The 21,740-nt window shown below is 66.3% G+C and carries 18 protein-coding genes; 1 reads left to right on the plus strand and 17 read right to left on the minus strand.

Features of this window, described 5'->3' with window-relative positions:
* Positions 1-26 precede the first annotated feature (26 nt).
* Complete coding sequence (locus ACWKV7_RS17710; protein WP_483859015.1) at positions 27-1,079, minus strand: substrate-binding domain-containing protein; 1,053 nt, start codon at positions 1,077-1,079, stop codon at positions 27-29.
* 179 nt (positions 1,080-1,258) lie between these two features.
* Between ACWKV7_RS17710 and ACWKV7_RS17715 the strand changes: the two genes are divergently transcribed.
* Positions 1,259-2,155 carry a DMT family transporter gene (locus ACWKV7_RS17715; RefSeq protein WP_483859016.1) on the plus strand — a complete coding sequence of 299 codons (897 nt, stop codon included), beginning with the start codon at positions 1,259-1,261 and terminating at the stop codon, positions 2,153-2,155.
* Between the two features lies 1 nt (position 2,156).
* On the opposite strand, the gene ACWKV7_RS17720 is transcribed toward ACWKV7_RS17715, so the two are convergent.
* The 16 genes from ACWKV7_RS17720 to ACWKV7_RS17795 all read right to left on the minus strand — a co-directional run.
* Entirely contained in the window at positions 2,157-3,317 is a 1,161-nt protein-coding gene (locus ACWKV7_RS17720) for an AAA family ATPase (RefSeq protein WP_483859017.1), read from the minus strand.
* Positions 3,318-3,342: 25 nt separating this feature from the next.
* Positions 3,343-3,996, minus strand: coding sequence for a hypothetical protein (locus ACWKV7_RS17725; protein WP_483859018.1), 654 nt, complete (start codon positions 3,994-3,996; stop codon positions 3,343-3,345).
* 138 nt (positions 3,997-4,134) lie between these two features.
* Positions 4,135-4,596, minus strand: coding sequence for a multidrug transporter (locus tag ACWKV7_RS17730; protein ID WP_483859019.1), 462 nt, complete (start codon positions 4,594-4,596; stop codon positions 4,135-4,137).
* A 782-nt stretch (positions 4,597-5,378) separates the two neighbouring features.
* Complete coding sequence (locus ACWKV7_RS17735) at positions 5,379-6,830, minus strand: mannose-1-phosphate guanylyltransferase/mannose-6-phosphate isomerase (protein ID WP_483859020.1); 1,452 nt, start codon at positions 6,828-6,830, stop codon at positions 5,379-5,381.
* Between the two features lie 98 nt (positions 6,831-6,928).
* A complete protein-coding gene (locus tag ACWKV7_RS17740; RefSeq protein WP_483859021.1) occupies positions 6,929-7,576 on the minus strand; it encodes an alginate O-acetyltransferase AlgF in 648 nt (215 codons plus the stop codon).
* A 24-nt stretch (positions 7,577-7,600) separates the two neighbouring features.
* Positions 7,601-8,782, minus strand: coding sequence for an alginate O-acetyltransferase (locus ACWKV7_RS17745; protein ID WP_483859022.1), 1,182 nt, complete (start codon positions 8,780-8,782; stop codon positions 7,601-7,603).
* A gap of 10 nt (positions 8,783-8,792) precedes the next feature.
* Entirely contained in the window at positions 8,793-10,334 is a 1,542-nt protein-coding gene (locus ACWKV7_RS17750; protein ID WP_483859023.1) for an MBOAT family O-acyltransferase, read from the minus strand.
* Positions 10,335-10,447: 113 nt separating this feature from the next.
* Complete coding sequence (locus ACWKV7_RS17755) at positions 10,448-11,566, minus strand: mannuronate-specific alginate lyase (RefSeq protein ID WP_483859024.1); 1,119 nt, start codon at positions 11,564-11,566, stop codon at positions 10,448-10,450.
* Positions 11,567-11,575: 9 nt separating this feature from the next.
* Positions 11,576-12,667, minus strand: a complete 1,092-nt coding sequence (locus ACWKV7_RS17760; protein WP_483859025.1) for a mannuronate-specific alginate lyase — start codon at positions 12,665-12,667, stop codon at positions 11,576-11,578.
* Positions 12,664-14,100 (minus strand): alginate O-acetyltransferase, encoded by a 1,437-nt coding sequence (locus ACWKV7_RS17765; RefSeq protein ID WP_483859026.1) that lies wholly within the window; start codon positions 14,098-14,100, stop codon positions 12,664-12,666. The genes ACWKV7_RS17760 and ACWKV7_RS17765 overlap by 4 nt, the downstream gene beginning before the upstream one ends.
* A gap of 2 nt (positions 14,101-14,102) precedes the next feature.
* Positions 14,103-15,686: a mannuronan 5-epimerase AlgG gene (gene algG / locus ACWKV7_RS17770; RefSeq protein ID WP_483859027.1), complete on the minus strand. Its 1,584-nt coding sequence runs from the start codon at positions 15,684-15,686 to the stop codon at positions 14,103-14,105.
* A gap of 14 nt (positions 15,687-15,700) precedes the next feature.
* A complete protein-coding gene (locus ACWKV7_RS17775) occupies positions 15,701-17,137 on the minus strand; it encodes an alginate export family protein (protein WP_483859028.1) in 1,437 nt (478 codons plus the stop codon).
* Entirely contained in the window at positions 17,134-18,537 is a 1,404-nt protein-coding gene (locus ACWKV7_RS17780; RefSeq protein WP_483859029.1) for an alginate biosynthesis protein AlgK, read from the minus strand. Before ACWKV7_RS17780 ends, ACWKV7_RS17775 begins: the two co-directional genes overlap by 4 nt.
* Positions 18,538-18,550: 13 nt before the next feature.
* Complete coding sequence (locus tag ACWKV7_RS17785) at positions 18,551-19,717, minus strand: PilZ domain-containing protein (RefSeq protein ID WP_483859030.1); 1,167 nt, start codon at positions 19,715-19,717, stop codon at positions 18,551-18,553.
* 42 nt (positions 19,718-19,759) lie between these two features.
* The gene (gene alg8, locus ACWKV7_RS17790) at positions 19,760-21,241 is read right to left on the minus strand and encodes a mannuronan synthase (protein WP_483859031.1); all 1,482 of its coding nucleotides are present in this window, start codon (positions 21,239-21,241) and stop codon (positions 19,760-19,762) included.
* A gap of 61 nt (positions 21,242-21,302) precedes the next feature.
* A partial coding sequence (locus ACWKV7_RS17795) for a UDP binding domain-containing protein (RefSeq protein ID WP_483859032.1) occupies positions 21,303-21,740 on the minus strand: 438 nt, incomplete at its 5' end.

Below are 21,740 nucleotides of genomic sequence, written 5' to 3' on the forward strand. Positions count from 1 at the left end.
AAGTGCGCGGGGCCCGCCAGCGCCGCTCAGGGGCGCCAGATGTGCAGGTAGTGCGCCTCGTAGTCGTAGCCCAGTTCGATGGTCAGGGTCTTGCTGTTGCGCAGCACGTCGGTGGTGATCAGCCGAGGCGTGGCGACGAAGCCGCTGGGCGGCTGCCTGGCAAAGGCGCGGTTGAGTTCGTCCACCAGTTGCCAGCCCTGTGCGCCGAGCGGTTCGGCAACGGTTGCCACCTGCTGCGACAGCCCCGAGTGGATGCGTCCAAGCGCCTTGCTGGAGCCGTCGCCGGCGGAAATGTGCTGGATATCCCGTCTTCCCAGCCGTGCCAGCGGGGCGTTTATGTTGTCGAAGTAGATGTCGTTGATCGCCAGGGTGTGGGTCCAGGCTGTGCCGAAGCGCTGATGCAGCCGCGCGACCAGCACCGGCATGGCCTGACCGGCTTCGGAGATTTTCACGTCTTCGATGGCCAGTACCCGGCAGCCGGCGCAGCGCCGGATCACCTCGGCCATGCGTTCGGTCTTGGCGGTGGCGATGGAGAACTGGCTGTCGGTGAGCAGCACCACGCCGGCCTTGCCGCTGGCAACGACCAGGCTGGCGGCGACGTCGGCGACGGCGATGGGGTCGGTGGTGATGTTGGTGAACAGCAGCGCGCCGGGGCCGGGTTGATCGGTGGCATGCCAGCCGACCACGGCAATGCCGGCGTGCCGGGCCTCGGCCAGCCGTTCGGCATAGGTGCTTGCCTCGAAGCCGCCGATCACCAGGCCATCGGGGCGGGCGGCGATGGCCTCGGCGAGGGCATCGTGCAATTGCTGCGCGTCGCCCTTGCCGTTCAGCGCGCCGATCTCCCACCCCAGCAGCTTGGCGGCGCGTTCGAAGCCGCGGTAGACGCCGGACACCCCGCCGTTCTGGAAGTCCGAGGCGATGAAGATCACATGCTTGGCGGGAAGGGCCCGCGGGCCGGTTTGCGGGCCCGAAGGCTCGGCAACGACCCCACCGACCCAGAGCAGGCAGGCGACGAGGGCAACGGGCAGGGTGAAGCGGAACCGATACGACACCTTGTCATTCTCTTGCGGCTTGGGCATCCAGGTTTCCCAACGCCAGGACTGCGGTGCATTCCAGAGCGGGGCGTGCTTCAGTCTAGTCAGGCCACACGCTTCGGCAATGGCCGGGTTGCCAGCCGCGACCTGAGATATGCGCAAATTCGTGCAAGCCCGGCGAGCGTCGTGGCGTCAGACTGGCGACAGCCATTGGAGAGCTGTCGATGAACCTGTCGCTGTATCTGTTGACCGTGCTGATCTGGGGCACCACCTGGATCGCCATCAAGCTGCAACTGGGCGAGGTGGCCATTACCGTCTCGATCCTTTACCGCTTCGCCCTGGCGGCCCTGGTGCTGTTCGCCGGGTTGCTGCTCAGCCGACGCCTGCAGCGGCTCGACCGGCGTGCCCACCTGCTGTGCCTGGCCCAGGGGCTGTGCCTGTTCTGCGTGAACTTCATCTGCTTCTACAGCGCCAGCCGGTTCATCCCCAGCGGGCTGATCGCCGTGGTGTTCTCCACCGCGACGCTGTGGAACGCGCTGAACGCGCGCCTGTTCTTCGGCCAGCACATCGCCGCCAATGTGCTGGCGGGAGGCGCGCTGGGGCTGGCCGGGTTGGCGCTGCTGTTCTGGCCGGAGGTGGTGGGGCAGACGGCGAGTCGCGAGACGCTGATCGGCCTGGGCCTGGCGCTGCTCGGCACGCTGTGCTTCTCGGCCGGCAACCTGATCTCCAGCCGGCAGCAGAAGGCCGGCGTGCGGCCGCTCAGCAGCAATGCCTGGGGCATGCTCTACGGCGCGCTGCTGTTGGGTGGCTATTGCCTCGCCACGGGCACGGCCTTCGCCTTCGACTGGCGGCCCAGCTACGTCGGTGCGCTGCTGTACCTGGCGATCCCCGGTTCGGTGATCGGCTTTACCGCCTACCTGACCCTGGTCGGGCGCCTGGGGCCGGAGCGGGCGGCGTATTGCACGGTGCTGTTTCCGCTGGTGGCGCTGAATGTCTCGGCGTTCGTCGAGGGCTACCAGTGGACGCCGCCGGCGCTGGCCGGCCTGGTACTGGTCATGGCGGGCAATGTGCTGGTGTTTCGCCAACCGCGGCCAGTGCCGGGCGCGCAGCTGGCACGCTAGATCAGTCCGGCCAGCGCCAGGGCGGCCCGTCGAGCGGGCCCTGGCCGAGGACTTCGGTCTGCCCCCATTGCTTGTCGAGCACGATCGAATTGCACGCGTCGTGCTGTTCGAGCGCGGCGATCAGCCGGCTGGCATGGGAGACCACCCACACCTGGCTATGCCGCGAGGCTCCGACGATCAGCCGCCCGAGGGCTGGCAGAAGATCCGGGTGCAGGCTGGTCTCCGGCTCGTTGAGCACCATCAGCGATGGCGGCCTGGGGGTGAGCAGCGCCGCCACCAGCAACAGGTAGCGCAGGGTGCCATCCGAAAGCTCGGCGGCGGAGAGCGGCCGCAGCAGGCCTTCCTGGTGCAGTTCGGTAACGAAACGGCCCCCGGGCTGCTGGGCGATGCGCAGGCGACTGCCGGGAAATGCATCGGCGATCGCCTCGTCGAGTGCCTGGTGATCGCCGATTTCGCGAATGGTCTGCAGCGCCGCCGCCAGGTCGCGGCCGTCATGGTGCAGCACCGGGGTGCGGGTGCCGAGCTGCGGCTGCCGCGCCGGTGCGTCGGCATCGCTGCGAAAGTGATCGTAGAAGCGCCAGCCGCGAATGGTTTCGCGCATCTGGAACACCTCGGGGCAGTCCGGGTCTTTGCCGATCTGGTCGAACAGGCTGTCGAACAGCGGCAGGTGCTGGGAAATCACCGTCCAGTCGCGGTCGTCGCGCAGGCGCACCATGCTGTTGTCGCGGTCCACCAATAAAGCGGCAGGCCGATAGCTGGCGCCGGCCCAGATGCACTCGCGCTTGATTTCCGGGTCCAGGGAGAAGGCCGACTGCGATGGCTTGGGCAGGCCAAGGCTGATGGCATAGCCGAAGTCCTCGCCGGAAAACCCCAGGCGCAAGCGTACCGGCGATTGGCGCGGCCCGCCCTCGATGGGCACTTCGCCGTTGCGCATGCGCCGCGAAATCTGCTCGGGGCCGGCCCAGAAGGTCGATTCCAGGCCGCCTTCGCGGGCCAGGGCATTGACCACGCCGCCCTGGGCCGTTTCCGCCAGCAGGCGCAGGGCCCGGTACAGATTGGACTTGCCGCTGCCGTTCGGACCGGTAATGACGTTCAGCCGCGACAGCGGCAGGACCAGGGTGTTGATCGAGCGGTAATTCGCGACGGCGAGGGTGTGCAGCATGTTCTGGGGTTCCTGAAGTCCGTTTTCATCGCGATTGCGCCAGCGGGTAGCAGCTGAGCAGGTGCGGCGGCAAGCCGGGGGCTCCTTCGCTGAGGCGCTGGTGGGCGTTGGCCGTCAGCGCCTGGCCGGGGCGCGCGGTGGCGTAATGGCTGCGCACGCGGTAGGTGCCGTCGTCCCGCTGCAGGGCGAACAGCGTCGGGCCGAGCCGATCGAAGGCTACTTCCGCCAGCGCCCAGTCGCCTGCCACCAGCACCCCGTAGATCTCCATAAGCGTCACCTTCGGCCCGCTGCGCTGGTGCATGTCGCGCTCGATGGCAGCCAATACCTCGGCCTGGGCCCGCTCATCGATCGTGCTGGGGCAGCGCAGGGCGATCAGGCCGAAGTCGACCTCGCCGGTCGAGGCCATGCCTTGCTGGCTGGCCAGCAGGCGGCCATCGGCGGTGCGGCATTCTACGCGCACATGGTGCGGGCGGTCGCCGGGCGCGAGCGCATAGTCCACCGCGAAGCGGCCCTCGATGCGGCGCGCGGGTTCGTCGTTCAGCGCGAGCAGGCAGGTGGCCTGGCGTTGCAGTACGGGGTCGATCTGCCCGCTGGCTCGCAGCCGGTCGCCGGGCGGTGCCGTGGCGCAGCCGCCGAGGGCCAGGGCGAGCAGCAGGGCGAGCGATGCTGTTCTGGGCATGGGGACGCGGCTCCTTGGCATGGGGTTCCTGAGTAGCTTAGGCGCAGCTTGGCCGCCCGCCCGCGTGATGCTGCTGGCGGACGGGAGCAACCGGTGGTCGGAATGATGGCGCGCAGGCTGCCTTCCGTGTTGCGTGCATCAGTCGAACTTGCCCTGCAGGCGTTCGGCGCGGAATTCCAGGGTGCTGGCGCGATAGCCGGGGCGTAGTGTCGGCAGGGGCAGGCAGTCGTGCCAGTCCGCGCCCGGCTGCAGCTCGCCGGGACCACGATAGCGCGGGGTTTCGTAACGGTTTTCGGTCAGGTTGACGCTGTCGCCTGGCCGGTAAGCGGCGACCTGCCAGTGCAGTTCGAGCAGCGGGCTGTCGCTGGCATTCTTGAGGTCGATGCGCAGCGGGCGGTTGGCCGGGCATAGCGCGGGATCGTAGGTGAGGCTCAGTTCCAGCCGCGCCAGGTGATGCTCCTCGCGGCTTTCCTGCCAGATCACCCAGCTGGCCACCAGTGCGAGCCCGCAGGCGGCGGCGAAGGACACCGACAGGGCCCTGCCCGGATAGCGCACCAGCAGGATCAGCCAGGTGACGAACAGCAGCGCGCCGATCAGCATGACCGGCTGCCGTTTGAGGTAGGGCGATGGAGCATGGCGGCCTCGCAAAGGGACAGTCGGGCCATCCTAACGCATGTGCAGCAGGCGAGGGGGCGATGGATTCGGCTGGGGAGGGCAATGCACAGGAGGCCCCGTGCAGCCGAACCTGGGCCCCGGCCTGCGCCGGGGTGACGGACCGAGTGGGGGCTGTGCAGTCTCGCTTTTCATGGCGGCGGATGGACAGGATTACCCTCCTCAATGCCTTCATACCGACACTGGCCGGTATTCAGAGGCGGGTACGCAGAAGACGCCCGCGTTGCCGAATCTGGGCCCCGGCCTGCGCCGGGGTGACGGACCGAGTGGGGCTGAGCGGTTTCGCTCGTCATGGCGGCGGATGGACAGGAATGCCCTCCTCAATGCCTTCATACCGACACTGGCCGGTATTCAGGGGCGGGTACGCAGAAGACGCCCGCGTTGCCGAATCTGGGCCCCGGCCTGCGCCGGGGTGGCGGACCGAGTGGGGCTGTGCAGTTTCGCTCTTCGTGGCGAGGGATGGTCAGGAGATGCCCCGCCTGACCCGCGTCGTACCGGCGCTGGGTGGGTAACGCAGAAGAGCTCGCGCTGCCGACTCTGGACTCCGGTCTGCGCCGGGGTGACGGACCGAGTGGGGCTGAGCGGTTTCGCTCGTCATGGCTGCGAGTGGACAGGATATGTCCTGCTCGACACCGTCTTACCGGCGCAGGCCGGTATCCAGGAGCCGGCAGCGCAGGGGGTTCCTGCGCTGCGGCATAAGACCGGCGTTGTCAGCCGACGATGGTCTTGCTCTGCACACCCTGCTCCTGGGCACGGCCATAGACGTCTTCCAGGCGTTCGATATCGTCTTCACCCAGATAGCTGCCGGACTGCACCTCGATGATTTCCAGCGGGATCTTGCCGGGATTGGCCAGGCGATGCACCGCAGTGATCGGAATGTAGGTCGACTGGTTCTCGGTAAGCAGGAAGGTCTTGTCGTTGCAGGTGACCTGGGCGGTGCCGGACACCACGATCCAGTGTTCGGCGCGGTGGTGGTGCATCTGCAGGGACAGGCTGGCGCCGGGCTTGACGGTGATGTGCTTGACCTGGAAGCGGCCGCCCATGTCCACCGAGTCGTAGGAGCCCCAGGGGCGATACACGGCGCAGTGGTTCTGGGTTTCCGGACGCTTCTGCTCGTCGAGCGTGTTCACCAGCTTCTTGACGTCCTGCACGCGGTCCTTGTGGGCGACCATGATGGCGTCCTTGGTTTCCACCACCACGATGTCGTCCAGGCCGAGCGTGGTCACCAGTTTGCCGTTGCCGTGCACCATGCAGTTGCGGCTGTCGTGGGCAACCACGTCGCCCCTGAGCACGTTGCCGTTCTCGTCCTTGTCCAGCACATCCCAGATCGACGACCAAGAGCCGACGTCGCTCCAGCTGGCGGTCATCGGTACCACGCAGGCGCGGTTGGTCTTTTCCATCACGGCGTAGTCGATGGAGTTGTCAGGGCAGCAGGCGAAGGTGGCAGGGTCGATCAACACCTCGTCGCCGTCGCCCTTGCTGCGTTCCAGGGCCAGCAGGCAGGTATCGTAGATGTCCGCGTCGTGCTTCTTCAGCTCTTCGAGGAAGCGACTGGCGCGGAACAGGAACATGCCGCTGTTCCAGAAGTAATCGCCGGACTCGACGAACTGCTTGGCGCGTTCTTCGTCCGGTTTCTCGACGAACTGGGCGACGCGGCTGACGCCATCCGGCAGGTTGCCGCGCAGGCTCTTGTCGCATTTGATGTAGCCGTAGCCGGTTTCAGGGCGCAGGGCGGGGATACCGAACAGCACCATCTCGCCTTTTTCCGCCGCGGTGGTGGCCAGGGCCAGCGAGCGCTGGAAGGCCTTCTGGTCGCCGATCACATGGTCGGCGGGCAGGACCAGCATCAGCTCGTCGCGGTCTTCCTCCATCAATTTCATGGCGGCAATGGCGACGGCCGGTGCGGTATTCCGACCAAAGGGCTCGAAAATGGTGCTCTGCACGGCCAGGTTGAGCGCCGCGAGCTGTTCCTGGACGATGAACCGGTGCTCTTGGTTGCATACCACGATGGGCTTGTGCATGCCGTCGAAGGCCAGGCGCTCCAGGGTTTCCTGGAACAGCGAATGGCTACCGGTCAGGGCCAGGAACTGCTTGGGATAGAGCTTGCGGGACAGTGGCCAGAGGCGCGAGCCGCTGCCGCCAGAGAGAATTACCGGGATCATGAGTCGCTCTCCTGAGTGACGTGAAGTGGATGTTTCCGTTCTTGCACGGGCTTCCGTGCCGGGCGCGACCGCTGCGTATGCTGGGTCGCGCCGGTTTCTCATTCGCTCGGTTCGGGGCGTTTGACCCAAACAGGCGACAGTTTGTTTCCTGAGCCGGTGACATACAGGGCGACGACTTCGCCGCGGGGCAGGACCAGCGGTTGCAGGTCGCCGACCTTGGTGCTGCCGTCGAACAGCGCCAGGCTGACCTTGACCGGGTTGATCTCGCGTTCGCCGCGGTCCTTCGGCGCGACGTTGCCGACCACTTCGGTCTTGCCGTCGGCGGTCTTCAGGCTGAGCGGGCGGTCGCTGAGGTTCTGCAGGCGCAGCAGGGCCTTCTGGCGGCTCTTGAACTGCGGGTCCTCGACCAACTGCGGCGTGCTGCCGGGCAGGCTGACCAGGGTGTAGGAACCGTCGGTCGCGAGGGTGACCGGCAGGCTCTGGGAGCCGACCTTGGCGGTGTAGCTGCCCGGCGGCAGGAAGCTGAAGTCGCTGCTGGACATCGGTGCCACTTCCTCCAGCTTGACGTTGCCGATGCTGGCGCTGGTTTCCTGGCTGCCGGCGTTGAACAGCCGCACGAAGGCCGAGCCCTTCGGCGCGTCGGGGCCGTAGAGCGCGCCTTCGCCGGCCTGGGCCTGGGTGCCCAGCAGACCGCTCATCAGGATGCAGGCCGGTGCCAGCCAACGACGGGTGAATTGCAGGTTCATGTCCTTTTACCTCCAAGGGGGTGATTAATGAGCCGAAGCCCGGAGAGCTTCCGGCCGAGCGACGGATTCGTCGGCCAGACGTTGAGGGGATGCGCCGGCGGACTTGAGCTGGGCGATCCAGTCCGGATCGAACTCGCTCAGGTCGTTGGGCAGCGGCAGGTAGCGTTCGGGAAACTCCCAGATCACCAGCTGCGGCGGCGACTCGCGGAATTCCTCGCTTTGCAGGAACTTGAGCATCGGCAGGATCGGGCCGTGGCCGTCCTCGGCGAAGTTCATCAGGTCGCTGCCCAGGGCCTGGCGCAGCGCGCCGTCGAAGTTCCACTTGGCATTGGCGCTGTAGCTGGTGCCGACCAGCGAAACCGGGACCCGGGTGTCGGCGAACAGGTCGTCGCTGGCGCTGGCCGCCTGCTCGTCCTTCTCGCGGGTGTGGTAGCGCGGCAGCTGGTCGGGGGCTGGCAGCAGTTCGTCGAACAGCGGGTCGAGCGGCAGGAAGTTCAACAGGTCGCCCTTGTGCGGGCGGCTGGCGCCGATTTCGGTGACGTATTGACGCGGCTCGCTCTGCAAGGCGGCGTGGGCGCGCACGTAGTCGCTCAGGCGCGCGGCCACCAGGCTCGCGCCGAAGGGCGTCCAGTGGGTGTCGGTGCGCAGGAACACCGCATCCCGGGCCTTGCCTTCGCGCAGCGGCTCGAGCAGGTCCGGGGCGTCGATGCCGGCCTGGCGGGCGCGGGCATGGAAGTCCTGGTAGAGCCGGTTGTGCAGGGCGACCGGCTGTTCTTCGCCGATGTGCTCCGGGTACAGCCGCGCCTTGGCCGGCACGATGGCCAACACCAGGCGCACGCCCTGGCGGGCCAGGGCATCGCGGGCGCCGGCGATCAACGCCAGGTTGTCGTCGATGTTGCGCTGGGCGTCGGCCACCGGGTGGAACTCTTCGTCGGTGTACAGCCACTCGTCGCGGCCGACGACCACTCCGGGCCGGCCGGTGCCGAACAGCAGGTAGTCCACTGCCGCCCAGAGGTTGGTGCCCAGGCGCTTGACCGGGAATTGCTCGTCGTAGTGGTGCTCGAAGCTCTGCGCCAGCTTGCCGTCGAGCAGCGTGGTGTTCGGCGGGGTGTGGTAGTCGCCGAGGCCTTTCAGCGACCAGCCGCCGAGTCCCAGCAGCAGGGCGGTGAACGATGCGACGTAGACTTTGCGTAGGGTGTAAGTCATGGCCGGTCCCTCAGAACTGGAAATAAAGGAACGGGGAATAGCTCTGCGCCGAGAGCTTGAGAATCGATACCGCGAACAGCAGCAGGATCGCGGTGCGGATCAGGTAGCGCGGCAGCGCGGCGGTCCAGGAGGCGCGCTGGACCAGCATGCCGGAAGCGGTCACGCTGACCGCCGGCGAGTCGCCGGGAACGGCCTTGACCAGGCGCGGCTGGTCGGTGGCCGGACCGTCGGCTTCGCTGCGGCCGGTCTTCGGCCATAGCGGGTTGCGGTAGAACTGGCGCAGGCCGCAGAACGCCAGGGTGATGTAAGCCACCGCCAGGGTGGCGATCTGCAGGTCGGTGAGGCTGGCGCGACCCAGCTCCGATAGCTGCCAGCCGTCGAAGCTGAACAGCGCGGCGTACATGCGGCCGGCGACTTCCAGGTTCTCGGCGCGGAAGATCACCCAGCCGAGCATGACCAGGAAAAAGGTGAAGGCCCACTTCAACGGGTTGATCACCTTGGGCGCCGCATTGACGCCCAGCGCCCGTTCGATGGCCAGCCAGGTGCCGTGCCAGGCGCCCCAGATCAGGAAGGTCCAGTTGGCGCCGTGCCAGAAGCCGCCCAGCAGCATGGTCAGGAACAGGTTGCGGTAGGTCTTGAAGGTGCCATGGCGGTTGCCGCCCAGCGGCACGTACAGGTAGTCGCGCAGCCAGGTCGACAGGCTGATGTGCCAGCGCCGCCAGAATTCGGTGATCGACTGGCTGATGTAGGGTTGGTTGAAGTTCTCCATGAAGCGAAAGCCCATCATCAGGCCGAGGCCGATGGCCATGTCGCTGTAGCCGGAGAAGTCGAAGTAGAGCTGCGCGGTGTACGCCAGCATGCCCAGCCAGGCGTCGCCGGTGCTGGGATTCTGCAGGGCGAAGCAGTGGTCCACCAGCGGCGCCAGGGTGTCGGCGATGAACACCTTCTTGATGAAGCCCTGCATGAAGCGGGTGGCGCCTTCGGAGAACTTGTCGAGGCTATGGGTGCGCCCGGTGAACTGGTCGGCCAGGTCCTTGTAGCGCAGCACCGGGCCGGCGATCAGCTGGGGGAACAGGGCGATGAAGGCGGCGAAGTTGACCAGGTTTTCCGTCGGCTCGGTATCGCCGCGATAGACGTCGATCAGGTAGCTGATGGACTGGAAGATATAGAAGGAAATGCCGATCGGCAGGATCACGTGGGTCAGCACGAAGGGCTCGAAGCCGAAGTCTTCCAGCAGGGCGTTGATGTTGGCCACGCCGAAGTTGGCGTACTTGAAGTAGCCGAGCGTGGCCAGGTTGCCGCCGACGCCGAATACCACCCAGCGCTGCGCCAGCTTGCTGCGAATGCCGTGCCGGGCGATGCGCAGGCCGATGACGTAGTTCCACAGCGTCACCGCGACGAACAGCAGGAGGAAGTCCACCCGCCACCAGGCATAGAAGGCATAGCTGCCGATCAGAATCAGCAAGTTCCGATAACGCGCCGGACTCAGGTAATACAGGCTGAGAAACAGCGGCAGAAACAGGAACAGAAATACGTTGGATGAAAACACCATTGCCTGCGTCTCGTTCGCTCTGGCCAATTGTTCGGCCCGTCGATGGGCCACCCTTGGCTCCCGGGGGAGCCGATTCGCGTGGTTTGCGGTCACGCCGACCGTATTGCGTCCGCCTACAGCGGGGTGTCGTTTTTCTCCGTCCGCTTGCCGGCGAGGTGTTGGCCGAACAGCTGACTGACATCGCCACCGAGCCGATGGTTGCGTAGCGGGCCGAGCTCGTTCTTCCACTTCAACGTCGCCGCCGAGCAGCGGTAGAGCGTGCAGTAGGGCTCCAGCCAGGCGAACTTGCTGTCCTTCTGCAGGTCCTCGGTGTTTTGCGGGCTGTCGGCCTTGCGGGCGAAGCGCTGGCTGTCGTCGACGCCGGCGATCACGTTGTCCGCCAGGCGCCGCAGCGCGCCGTGGTTTTCCTCGCGCAGGTCGACGCCGTTGGCCTGGGCGAAGGCGGCGATCATTGCCAGCGGCGGCAGGGCATAGTTGTGGTAGAACAGCGCGCGCTCGCGGCGGTGCAGCTCGTTGGGCAGGAAACCTTCGTCGTCGATCTGGTTGGCGGCCACGTGAAAGCGCTCCACGGCCCAGTCGAACAGGTCGCGGCGATTGGTCGCCACGGCGGTGGCCATCACCGACCAGGCCGCCCAGTAGCTGTGGTTGTTGACCTTCTTCAACGGCAGATCGCTCCAGTCGCGCACCACCTGGTCGGCCAGCTTGGCGAACCAGGATTCGATCACCTGGCTTTGCCCGCGATAGGCGGCCAGGGGCTGGGACTCGGAGAACTTCAATTGCAGGTAGGCCGAGGACAGGCTGCCCAGTGCCCATTTGCGCATCGATTTGCCGGTGTGGTTGTAGTCGGTGGACAGCAGGGCATTGGCCTGGGCCCAGTTGCTCAGCCAGGCCAGGCTGCATTCCAGTTCCGCACGATTGCCGTGGCGCATGTAGCGCTTCACGTAGTGGCTGACGCCCTTTTCCATGCGGGTGATGTCTTCGGTCATGTTGCGGTAGCGCGTATTGGCGGCGACGTTGAGCGTCGCCCGCGCCGAGTCCGAACCCTTGTATTTGCTCGGGAATACCAGCTTGGCGGTGAACGGCGGCGGCGGGCTGGCGCAGCGTTCCGGGGTGTCGTCGTCATGCCCGACCGCGGCGAAATAGCCGTCCGGCGGCAGCAGTGGCTGGTCGGCCTGGGCGGGGCCGGTCAACAGCAGGAGCAGGGCGAAGGCGAGCGAAGGGGGGGCGGTCATGTCGGTTCCTCAGCGCTCGGCGCGCAGCGGCGCGGCGGCGAACACCCGGGTCAGGTCGCCGCCCAGGCGGTAGGTCTTCAGCGGCCGTTGCGCGCTGAGCCAGCGGGTGGTGCGTGGCGAGCAGTCGTAGAGTGCGCAGTAGGGTTCCAGCCAGGCGAAGTTGTTGGTCTTGCGCAGCAGGTCCTGGGTTTCCTGCCGGCTTCGCGCGCGCTCGGCGAACAGCTTGGGGTGTTCGCGACCGGCCAGTACCTTCTCCGCCAGGCGGCGAATGGCAGCGTGGTTCTCGTCGCGCAGATCGACGCCATTGGCGTTGGCGAAGGCGGCGATCATCAGCAGCGGGCCGAGGCTGTAGTTGTGGTAGTTGAGCGCGCGGGTGCGGCGCTTGAGTTCGTTGGGCAGAAAGCCTTCGTCGGTAACCTGGTTGGCGGCGATGCGGTATTGCGCGATGGACCAGTCGAACAGGTCGCGCCGGTCGGTGACCACCGCGGTAGCCATCACCGCCCACGCCGACCAGTATTGGTGGTTGTTGATCTTCGCCAGCGGCTGGTCCTGCCAGTCGAGCAGCACGCGGTCGGCCACTCGCGACAGCCAGGCCTCGATCTGCCTGGCCTGGCGTTCATGCCCGCGCAGCGGCTGCGAGCGCGAGTACTTCAGGTGCAGGTAGGCCGAGCTGAGGCTGCCCAGCGCCCATTTGCGCCGGGCCTTGCCGGTGTGGGTGTACTGGGCGCTGAGCAGGGCGTCGGCCTCGGCCCAGCGTTGCAGCCAGTCGAGCGCGCAGGCGGCATAGCCCTCGCGGCCGAAGCGCAGGTAGTCGGCGACCCAGCGATAGATGCCACGCTCCATCGCGGTGATGTCGGCGCTGAGCGCCTGGTAGCTGGCGTATGCCTGGGGGTTGAGTCGGTCCCGAGCGGCATCGGCGCCCTGGTACTTGCTCGGCAGGTTCAGCGCACCGGTGTAGGGTTCTGGAGCCGCCGGGCAGGGCGATGCGCGGCCACCCTTGTGCTGGGCTGCCGCATAGAAGCCGGCCGGTGGGCGCAGCTCGGCGAACGCCGGGCTGGCGGCCAGCAGCAGGCTGATGCAGGCGGCCAGGGTTTTCATCATGGCTTGGCCTGGGCCACGGTGGTGGTCGAGGCGTTCGGCTTGGCGCACAGCTTGGCGCTGACCTTGGTGCCGGGCTCGACGCCTTCGGGCAGCTCCAGGTCGATACCCAGCAGTGTCTGGTCGGCATAGTCCTCGTCGTCGCGCAGCTCCAGGACGAAGCGGCCGCCGCCGTCCATCTTCGACGGGCGCTCTATCTTCAGCGTGTCCTTCTTGCCGGTCATGTACCAGACCACGCCGCGCAGGTCGCGCACTTCGTGATCGCTGTACTGCACGTCGAGCACGTAGTCGCGGCTGGTGAGGTTCAGGTTGGGCGCATTGAGCAGCACCTGGTTCATGCCCGGTTTCAGGGCGACCTCGTTCTTCAACGCCACCTTGCGCTCGGCGCAGCCGTTGTCGATCAGCGGAACCAGCTCGCGGTAGACGCTGCGCTGGCCGAGGTTGTGGTAGGAGCCGAATTCCCAGATCAGCACCTTCGGCGGGTTGGTCTGGAAGTCCTCGCTGGCGAGGTATTCCACCATCGAGCCTTCGAGGCCGCCGCCGGTGACCGAGACGTTGAGAATCTCCCGGCCCAGTTTTTCCTGCAGGAAGCCGTTGAAGTTCAGCGACTCGCCACTGTTACTGGTGCCGGCCAGCACGATTTCCGGCAGTGCGGCATCGCCAAACAGGTTGTCGTTGGCGGCCTCTTCCACCGGCTCGGTGTCGAAGCGCGGCACGTACTGGTCCGCCGAGCTGTAGCCGCAGATCTGCTGCGCCGCGCGCTGCAGGGTACCGCGCTTGCCAAGGATGCCGATCGGCTTGGTGGCGAAGGCCTTGGTCGGCATCGCCGCCACGGTGGGCATCTCGGCCAGGGCCTTGGCCACCAGCTCGGCCGCGCGCTCGGCGCCGTAGGGGGTCCAGTGATGGTCGCCCTTGAAGAAGAACGGTTTTTCCTCGGTCTTGCTCTCGTTGAACAGCGGCGACAGGTCCGGTACGACGATGCCCAGCTGGCGATAGCGCTCGGTGGCCTGGATGTAGCTGGCGCGAGCGCCTTCCCAGTCGTAGCTGGCGCGGTCGGCCGGGCTCAGGCGGTCGGGGTGTACCAGCCCGCGGGTCGGCAGGTACAGCATCACCAGTTCGACGCCACGGCGCTTGAGGCCGTCGCGCAGGCGCTTGAGGTTGCGGTAGCCGGTTTCGTCGGGGCCGAAATGGGTCATCAGGTCCAGTTCGCTGCGGAACAGCCAGTCGTCCTGGCCTTGCACCAGGTGACGGAAGGTGCTCAGGAAGCCGTTCGGGTAGCGGGACATGTCGGCCGCCGCCGGGCACAGCTGGCAGCAGGGCTCGGCCTGGAACTGCGGGGCCTGTTCGTCGGCCAGCGCCTGGCCGGCCAGGGCGCCTGCCAGGGGCAGGGCGGCGAGACTGCGCAGCAGCGGGAAACGTGGGGAAAACATGGTCATGCTCAATCCTGCAATTCGCTCTGGGTTTCGATCGGGTCGATCAGCACCGCCTGCTCCTGGCGCACCAGCATGTCGAGGATGCGGTCCTGGTGGCGGCCGAGCACGCCGGGCAGGCTGATGCCGGAGGTCTTGGCCGGGGCGAGCATCTGCACCTTGTAGAGTTCGAGGCTGAGCGGCGAATCCACGCCGATCGGCCCGGAGCCGTTGCCGATCAGCTTGCCGCCCACCACCAGCAGCGACACCAGGGTGTCGAAGGGGTCGAGTTCGATGTTGCGGTCGGTGTCGGAGAGATCCTTGATGTGGCCGTAGATACCGATCTTGCCGTTGTTCACCGCGAGGTTTTCGTAGAGCTTGATGTCCACGCTGTTGCGCACGCGAATGCCGTGGCGCTGGTTGCCGATGACCTTGTTGGCCCACAGCAGGTTGTCGCCGCTCTCGTAGATGGTCACGCCGTCGGAGCGGTTGTCGTAGCTCTCGTTGTAGGCGATCACGTTGTTGCTGCTGTTACGGTCGATGACGATGCCGGACAGCTCGTTGTCGTAGCTGCGGTTGTTGAAGATCCAGCTGTCGTTGACCTCGCGGGAAATGATCAGGCCGTGCTTCTTGCGCGTCCCGTAGATCTCGTTGTCGGCGATGATCAGCCGGTGCGAGCGATCATGGGGGTCGATGCCGTAGACGATGTTGTTCTTGTAGGTGTTGCCCTTGACCACCAGGTCGTCGGCCTCGTAGCAGTAGAAGCCGTACCACATGTCGTCGAAGGTGGAGTCGATCACCCAGCCCTGGGGCCGGGAGCGGCCCATCTTGTCGACCATGCCCGGGGTGTACTGGGAGATGGTCAGCCCGTAGGACTTGCTCGCGGTGTAGCCGAGGCTGGTGACGGTGCTGTTGGCGATGTAGGTCTCGGTACCGCCCCAGGAGTTGAGGAAGGGGCGGAACACGCCTTGCTTCTTCCACCAGGCCGGCTCGCCGTTCGCTTCGCTCCAGGCGGTCAGCCGGCTGTCGGTGATGAACAGCCGGCCATCGTTGACCAGGAAGCTGCCGCGCTCCAGGGACATGCGAAAGTCATGGGTCTTGCCGTCGATGTGCAGGGTCGCGTCGTTGGCTACCACCACCGGCAGACGGGCGACGAATACACCTGCTTCGGTTTCCTCGAAGTATTGCTTGGGCAGTACCTTGGCCATGTCCTGCGGGGTGGCATAACCACCCTCGATGAAGATCGCCTGGGGCATGGCGCGTTGCCGTGCCACCCATTCGCGCATGCGCTCGTCGCCGCCGATGAATTCCTTCAGGGCGTCCTCGTTGAGCATGCGCTTGACCAGGACGCGTCCTGGCGTCTTGTCGCCCACCTTGGCCAGCACCGCTGCGGTCGTATAGCCCGAGAGGTCCGGCAACTGGGGCGGGTCCATGCGCAGCGACTCGACCGGAGCGCTGGTGATGTTGTAGTTGTCGGTGGTGCGCAACCCCTTGGTGACCGGGGGCGCGGGACTGAAAGCGACCTTCTCCAGCTCGGCGACTGCCGGTGCGGCGCACAACAGCAGGCTGCACAACAGCAGGCCGCCGGCGTATCTATGGGGGTTCGCGTACATGGTTCTCTCCTGCCTCAGTAACGCCAGACGACGTCGACGAAGGCGCGGTGCATGGTCGAATCGGCGTCGCTGCCATAGGCATCGCCGGGCCGGAACAGGCCGCCGCGGAAGCGCACCAGGGCAGAGGGTTCGTCCCAGCCCCAGTTGGCCGGCACGAAGCCCTGGTCGAAATAGCGGGTCACCACCAGGTCGAGTTCCTGGCCGAGATCTTTGTCATCGTTGACCAGGGGGGCGGTGATGCCTTCGTCGCCGGTGTTCTGGTCGCCATCCAGGCGGCGGAAGCGGTGGTAGACCAGGCTGGCGTCGTAGCGCTCGTCTAGGTTCCAGGAAGCGAACAGGGTGGCGATCTGGATGTTGCTCAGCTCGCCACGGAACGCCTCGCCGAAGCGCTGGACGCGCGAGCGGGTCCCGGTGAAGTTGGAGCGGTTGCTCTGCAGGCCGGTCTGCACGAACTGCTTGGAGCCGAAGTCGTCGCTGCCGCCGCCGCTGCCACGGGCGTAGCCGCCGCCGATGCTCCAGTGCGGGTCGAGTTTCCAGCGCAGGCCCAGGTCCAGGCCCCAGGCGTTGACGTCGTGATCGGACGAGCCGGTGGCGATCTGCTCGCCGCCGACGTAGGCGCTCTGCAGGCTCTCGCGCTCGCCGGTCAGCCACATCACCTGGGCCCAGTAGTTGAGCGGGGCGGTGCTGCGGCGGTTGAAGAAGTCGCCGTCGGCCTTGAGGCCGAGCCAGGTCAACTGGCCGGTGTAGGTCTTGTCCAGTTCGTCGACGCGCTCGCCGACATCCGGCAGGTGGCCGCTGTCGTCGCTGTGGTGCAGGTTGGCGCCGATCCAGTGGCCGGGCCGCCACTGATGGGCGATGTCGGCAAACAGGTGCAGGCGGTCTTCGTCCTCGGGCGCCAGGTCATCGAGGTCGGTGCGGTAGTCGGAGAAGCGCTGGGCGATGCCCAGGTTGGCCCGCAGCAGGGTGGTGTCGAAGGTCCAGGCGAGCGACTCGATGTTGGTGTCGCGCCAGGTGCCGTCGTCGCTGCGCAGGCGCTGGCGGCCGAAGCGCAGGTATTCGCCGGGGTAGACGGTGAGGCCTGAATAGCCGAGCCAGAATTCGCGCAGGGCCAGGTAGTTCTTGTCCTGCTCGCGGGCGCCGTTGTCGCTGGTGGTGTCCAGTTCGTTGTCGATGGGGTCCGATTCGATGGTATCGGTGGCCGCCACCGCCTGGCCCATGGCGAAGGCGCTCCAATTGCCGCGCTCGCCGTACAGCCAGGGGCGCAGGTCGAGGCCAAAGCCCTGCACGTCGCCGCCGTCGCGGGTGCCGAGGTCGCGATCGTCCTCGGATTGGCCGGTGATCTTCACTTCCAGGCCGAAGTTGCGCTCCGGCGCGCTGGCAGCCCAGAGCAGGTTGCTGCCGAGGCTAAAGCCCAATACGGCGACGGTGCCCAGCCAAGGGTTAAGCTTCATAGTCTGGCGTCCTGTGAGTGTTCTCGAGGTTGTCCTTCGGCCAGCGCCGGGTTTTCCAGGCGGCTGTGCCAGGCGCCCCCGCGTGCCTGTAGTTCCTGTTGCAGCAGGCGCTCGGCGGCGGCCAGTTCCTGCGGGTCCATGGCGCCTTCGAGGGAAGCCAGCAGGTCGCCGGCATCCGTCAGTTCACGCATCTGTGCCAGGCGGGCGAAGACGTAGGCGTTACGGCGCTCGATCTTGATGCCGCGACCCTGCACGTAGAGCTGCGCGAGCGCCATGTCCGAGCCGCGGCTGCCGGCGCGGGCGGCCTGCAGCAGGTGGTCGACGGCTTTCTGTGGCGCGATGTCGCCGAGGTAGCCGCGGCGATACATCTGACCGAGGTAGTAGTGGGCGTTGCTTTCGCCGGCGTCGGCCGCCTTCAGCAGGTGCTGCTCGGCGGCGTGCGGGTCCAGGGTCACCCACTTGCCCTCGTAGTAGAGGCGGCCGAGCAGCAGCTCGGCGTGTCCCGGATCGGCCGCGCGACCGCGCTCGAGGTAGTCGAACATGCGCTCGCTGTCGCCGAGGGTCGGGTAGTCGTAGAGCACTTCGGCCAGGCTCAGCCAGGCGGCCGGGTACGCGGGGGCGATTTCCTCCAGGAGCGCCTGGGCGGCTTCCTGGTCGGGCTTGCCCAGCTCGGCGTCGGCCAGCACCAGGGCCACGTCCTCGACGCGCTCGGCATCGATCTGGCCGAGCCGGAGGGCGCTGCGCACTTGATCCAGGAAGGCGGCGCGTTTTTCCTCCTCGCCGCCCATCTGGTAGACCTGGGCCAGCTCGACGTAGCAACCCTCGGTCACGCTCAGCTGTGCCAGGCAGATCCGCTCGATCTCGGGCAGATGCTCGGCGTAGCTGCCCTGGTTGCGGTACAGCTCGATCTGCGCCAGGTCCGCTTGCGCATGACCCTGTTGGCGCCACTGTTCGATGCGCGCCTGCAAATTGAGCTGCGGCCAGTACTGTGGGTGTTGCAGATACAACTGCACCAGCGGCAGCAGGGCGCCGTCTTCGCCGTCGGCCAGGGCCCGGCTCAGCAGGGTTTCGGCTTCACGCAGCTCCGCCTCGCTGGCCATCGGCTTGCGCGACAACAGTCGGCCCAGGCGCATGCCGGCCCGTGGCGACTCGCCCAGCGCGCGGCGGTAGCTCTGTTCGGCGAGCGCCATCTGCCGCGGATCGCCGCTGTCCGCCTGGAGGTCGGCCAGGCCGACCTGCGCCTCGACGAAGCCCAGCTCCGCCAGTTGCTGGTAATTGCGCAGGGCGGTCTCGCGGTCGCCCGCGTCCCGGGCCTGGCGGGCCAGCTGCTGGTCCGGCAGACCGGCGCAGCCGGCCAGCAACAGGGCGGCCAGCAGCAGGGTAGGTTGCTTGCGAATCACGGCATGCTCCCCTTTAGAGCCCAGCCGCGATGGCTTTGCCGGACAGCGCGTCGAACGACGGCCCGCTGTTGATGGTCACCTCCACCGGCCGGCCGGCGAGCTCGCTGCTCAGGCCGTCGGTGGGCTGGATGACCACACGGATGTTGGACGACAAGCCGCCATCTTGCAGTGCGGAGCTGACGATCTTGCCGTGGCGCACCTGGTCTTCGCCGGCAACGCGCATGCTGACGTCGGCGCCCGGACGGACCTTGTCGAACTCGCTGTAGCGGAAGCGCGCCTCGACGGTGGCCTTGCTGTCCACCGGCGCCAGTTCGAAGACCGTCGAGCCCTTGCTGGCGAACTGGCCGTCGGCCACCAGCTGGCTTACCACGCGGCAGTCGCAGGGGCTGGTCAGGGTGCCGGTGAGCTGGCGGCCGAAGAAGGCCTCGATCTTGTCCTCGGTCAGTTGCTCTTCGCTCAGGGTGCCCTTGAGCATCTCCAGCATGGTCGCGGAGAAGGTCGCCACCGGAGCGCCCTTGGCGACCATGCCGCTGGCCGGCACCAGGCTCTGCACGGTGCCCTCGCGGGGCATGGTCACCTGCAGGCTGGGTACGCTGACCTGGGCCGATTCGGCATGGGCGACGAAATGATGCTCGTAGACCTTGTCGAGGATGAAACCGAAGGCGCCGAGGCCGACCAGGAATATCGCAGCGCTGACCGTCACCGCGCGCAGCTTGGCCAGCGGGCCCATGGCATTGCCGCCGCCCTGCTTGTTGCGAGCCTTGGTGAAGTTGTCGCGCTGCAGGGTGCTGAGCAGTTCGCCGACGCTGATCAACTCACCGGACAGGTGGGCGCTGATCAGGTGGCGCAAGGTGGAGATTTCCCGCGGTTTGAGGTTGTGGAACTGGCAGCCGACGCGGCCGTTGGCCGGGTCGACGAAGCGCACCTGGAATTCCACCTCGATGCCCAGGCTCAGGTTGTCGATAAGGAACAGCAGCTTGCCCTTGTGATAGTCGCCGATCTGCACCGGCGTGCGGCCGATGGCGAAGCTGAAGCCGCCGGCGGACAGATCGAGCAGCGGCAGGTCGAGGATTTCCCGATTGCTGCCGGTGTAGCGGATCTTGGCGGGCAGCTTGACCCGTGCATGCTGTCGCTGTGCTTCGGACTCATGGACCACATTGAGATTTACGGCTGTATTCATGGCTATTTACCCGGATTCCTAGTCATCGAAATGGATCGACAGTCAGACCAACGCCAGCAGCGCAGCGACGAACACGCTGGCGGCGGAGAAGGTCATGGCCCGTGACGACCATCGGTTGAACCAGCGTTGGAAGCTGGCAAGTTCGCGATCAAGCTTGGTGTTCTGGCGGGTCCACGATTGCTGGTCGAGTCTGAAGAACACATAGATCTTCACCAGTGCACCGACGATCTGGTTGTAATAGAGGATCAAGGGGTAAGCCGGGCCTATGGGGTGCCCGGAGGCAGATAAAAGCAGGGTCAGCACCAGACGGGTCGAACCGATCCAGAGCAGGTAAACCAGCAGGAAAGCGATGCTGTACTTGATGCTGGCGATCACCGCCACGGTCAGGCCGAGCAGGCAGGTCCACATGGAAACCCGCTGGTCGAACAACACCAGGGTGGTGAACAGCCCAAGGCGCTGCATGCCCAGGCCGAGGGCCCGCGAGTTCTGCCGCAGGTTGTTGCCGTACCAGCGGAACATCAGCTTGCGGCTGGCCTTGATGAAGCTTTTTTCCGGCGGATGCTCCACCGTGTTGATGGCGGCATCCGGCACGTAGAAGGTGTCGTAGCCCAGGCGCATCAGGCTGTACCAGCTGGACTTGTCGTCGCCGGTGAGGAACTTGAAGCGGCCCAGGCGCCAGTGTTCCAGCGCGTCGTCCTCGACATCGGCGATGAAACCAGGGTTGGTCACCACCTCGGCGCGGAACATGGACATGCGTCCGGTGAGGGTCAGCACGCGCTTGGACAGGGCCATCGAGCACATGTTGATGTGGCGCTGGGCGAAGCGCAGCTTGTGCCACTCGCTCATCACGTAGCTGCCGCGCACTTCGCAGAATTCGTTGGTGGTCAGGCCGCCGACCCTGGGCAGCAGCTTGAAGTAGGGCACGGTCTTGCGTACCACGCCGGAGGTCAGCACGGTGTCGCCGTCGATCACCGCGACCACCGCGTTCTCGTCCGGGCAGTGCCGGGAAATGGCGCGGAAGCCGTTGGCCAGGCCGTCGCGCTTGCCGGTCCCGGCGATGCGCACGAAGTCCAGCTTGACCCGGTCCGGCGGTGCTAGTTGGCCCCACAGGTTCTTCACCAGCAGTTCGTCGGAGAGCTCGACGATGGAGCAGACCACCACGGTGGGATAGCCGCAGTCGATGGCTTCCTGGATCACCGAGCGATACACCTGGGCGGTGGTCAGCGCATCGATGCGAAAGCTGGTCACCATCAGGAACACTTGCGAGGGATCGATGGCGTCGCCGAGTTTGCGTGCCTTGCGGCGATAGCTCGGGAACACGACATACAGGAAATACATGCCGCGCACGAAGTGCATGGCGCCCATGGAGTAGCGCCAGATGCCGACCAGGCCGATGAGCAGGATGAATTCCCGCGAGCCAGGGTCGAACACCGACCGGGGCAGTGCCAGGGCGAGCAGCATCAGCAGGCAGAGATAAAACAGCCAGCCGGCAGCCTCTTTGAGTTTGTGCTCAAGCGTGTCCATACCGTATCCGTCATTTGACCCCTCGCCCGGACGGGCGAGGGGTTACACATCGCAGGTAGGGTTACCAGCAGATGCCTTCAGCTTCGTCGCAGGTGGCATGGGCCATGAAGCCCACCAGGTCGACGATCTTCTTGCCCGCGGGTACCTGTTCCACCAGGGCGGCGAACTGCGGGTCGTTGTTGCCCAGCACGATGACATCGGCGCGCGCCACCACGGCGTCGAAGTCGGAGTTGAGCAGCGAGGACACGTGGGGGATCTTCGATTCGATGTAGTCCTTGTTCGCCCCGTGCACGCGGGCGTACTCGACGTTGCGGTCGAAGATCGACAGGTCGTAGCCCTTGCCGATCAGCATCTCGGCCAGTTCGACCAGCGGGCTTTCGCGCAGGTCGTCGGTGCCGGCCTTGAACGAAAGCCCGAGCATTGCGACCTTGCGCTTGTCGTAGCTGGCGATCATGTCGAAGGCCTTTTGCACCTGGTAGGCGTTGCTGCGCATCAGCGC

The organism is Zestomonas ipomoeae (genome assembly GCF_057128665.1).

What these genes read in the sequence shown, in the direction of transcription:
- algG (WP_483859027.1), bottom strand. Translation starts at nt 15,686, where the DNA reads ATGTACGCGAACCCCCATAGATACGCCGGCGGCCTGCTGTTGTGCAGC.
- ACWKV7_RS17775 (WP_483859028.1), bottom strand. Translation starts at nt 17,137, where the DNA reads ATGAAGCTTAACCCTTGGCTGGGCACCGTCGCCGTATTGGGCTTTAGC.
- ACWKV7_RS17720 (WP_483859017.1), bottom strand. Translation starts at nt 3,317, where the DNA reads ATGCTGCACACCCTCGCCGTCGCGAATTACCGCTCGATCAACACCCTG.
- ACWKV7_RS17725 (WP_483859018.1), bottom strand. Translation starts at nt 3,996, where the DNA reads ATGCCCAGAACAGCATCGCTCGCCCTGCTGCTCGCCCTGGCCCTCGGC.
- ACWKV7_RS17760 (WP_483859025.1), bottom strand. Translation starts at nt 12,667, where the DNA reads ATGATGAAAACCCTGGCCGCCTGCATCAGCCTGCTGCTGGCCGCCAGC.
- ACWKV7_RS17735 (WP_483859020.1), bottom strand. Translation starts at nt 6,830, where the DNA reads ATGATCCCGGTAATTCTCTCTGGCGGCAGCGGCTCGCGCCTCTGGCCA.
- ACWKV7_RS17785 (WP_483859030.1), bottom strand. Translation starts at nt 19,717, where the DNA reads ATGAATACAGCCGTAAATCTCAATGTGGTCCATGAGTCCGAAGCACAG.
- alg8 (WP_483859031.1), bottom strand. Translation starts at nt 21,241, where the DNA reads ATGGACACGCTTGAGCACAAACTCAAAGAGGCTGCCGGCTGGCTGTTT.
- ACWKV7_RS17755 (WP_483859024.1), bottom strand. Translation starts at nt 11,566, where the DNA reads ATGACCGCCCCCCCTTCGCTCGCCTTCGCCCTGCTCCTGCTGTTGACC.
- ACWKV7_RS17715 (WP_483859016.1), top strand. Translation starts at nt 1,259, where the DNA reads ATGAACCTGTCGCTGTATCTGTTGACCGTGCTGATCTGGGGCACCACC.
- ACWKV7_RS17710 (WP_483859015.1), bottom strand. Translation starts at nt 1,079, where the DNA reads ATGCCCAAGCCGCAAGAGAATGACAAGGTGTCGTATCGGTTCCGCTTC.
- ACWKV7_RS17730 (WP_483859019.1), bottom strand. Translation starts at nt 4,596, where the DNA reads ATGCTGATCGGCGCGCTGCTGTTCGTCACCTGGCTGATCCTGCTGGTG.
- ACWKV7_RS17750 (WP_483859023.1), bottom strand. Translation starts at nt 10,334, where the DNA reads ATGGTGTTTTCATCCAACGTATTTCTGTTCCTGTTTCTGCCGCTGTTT.
- ACWKV7_RS17765 (WP_483859026.1), bottom strand. Translation starts at nt 14,100, where the DNA reads ATGACCATGTTTTCCCCACGTTTCCCGCTGCTGCGCAGTCTCGCCGCC.
- ACWKV7_RS17740 (WP_483859021.1), bottom strand. Translation starts at nt 7,576, where the DNA reads ATGAACCTGCAATTCACCCGTCGTTGGCTGGCACCGGCCTGCATCCTG.
- ACWKV7_RS17745 (WP_483859022.1), bottom strand. Translation starts at nt 8,782, where the DNA reads ATGACTTACACCCTACGCAAAGTCTACGTCGCATCGTTCACCGCCCTG.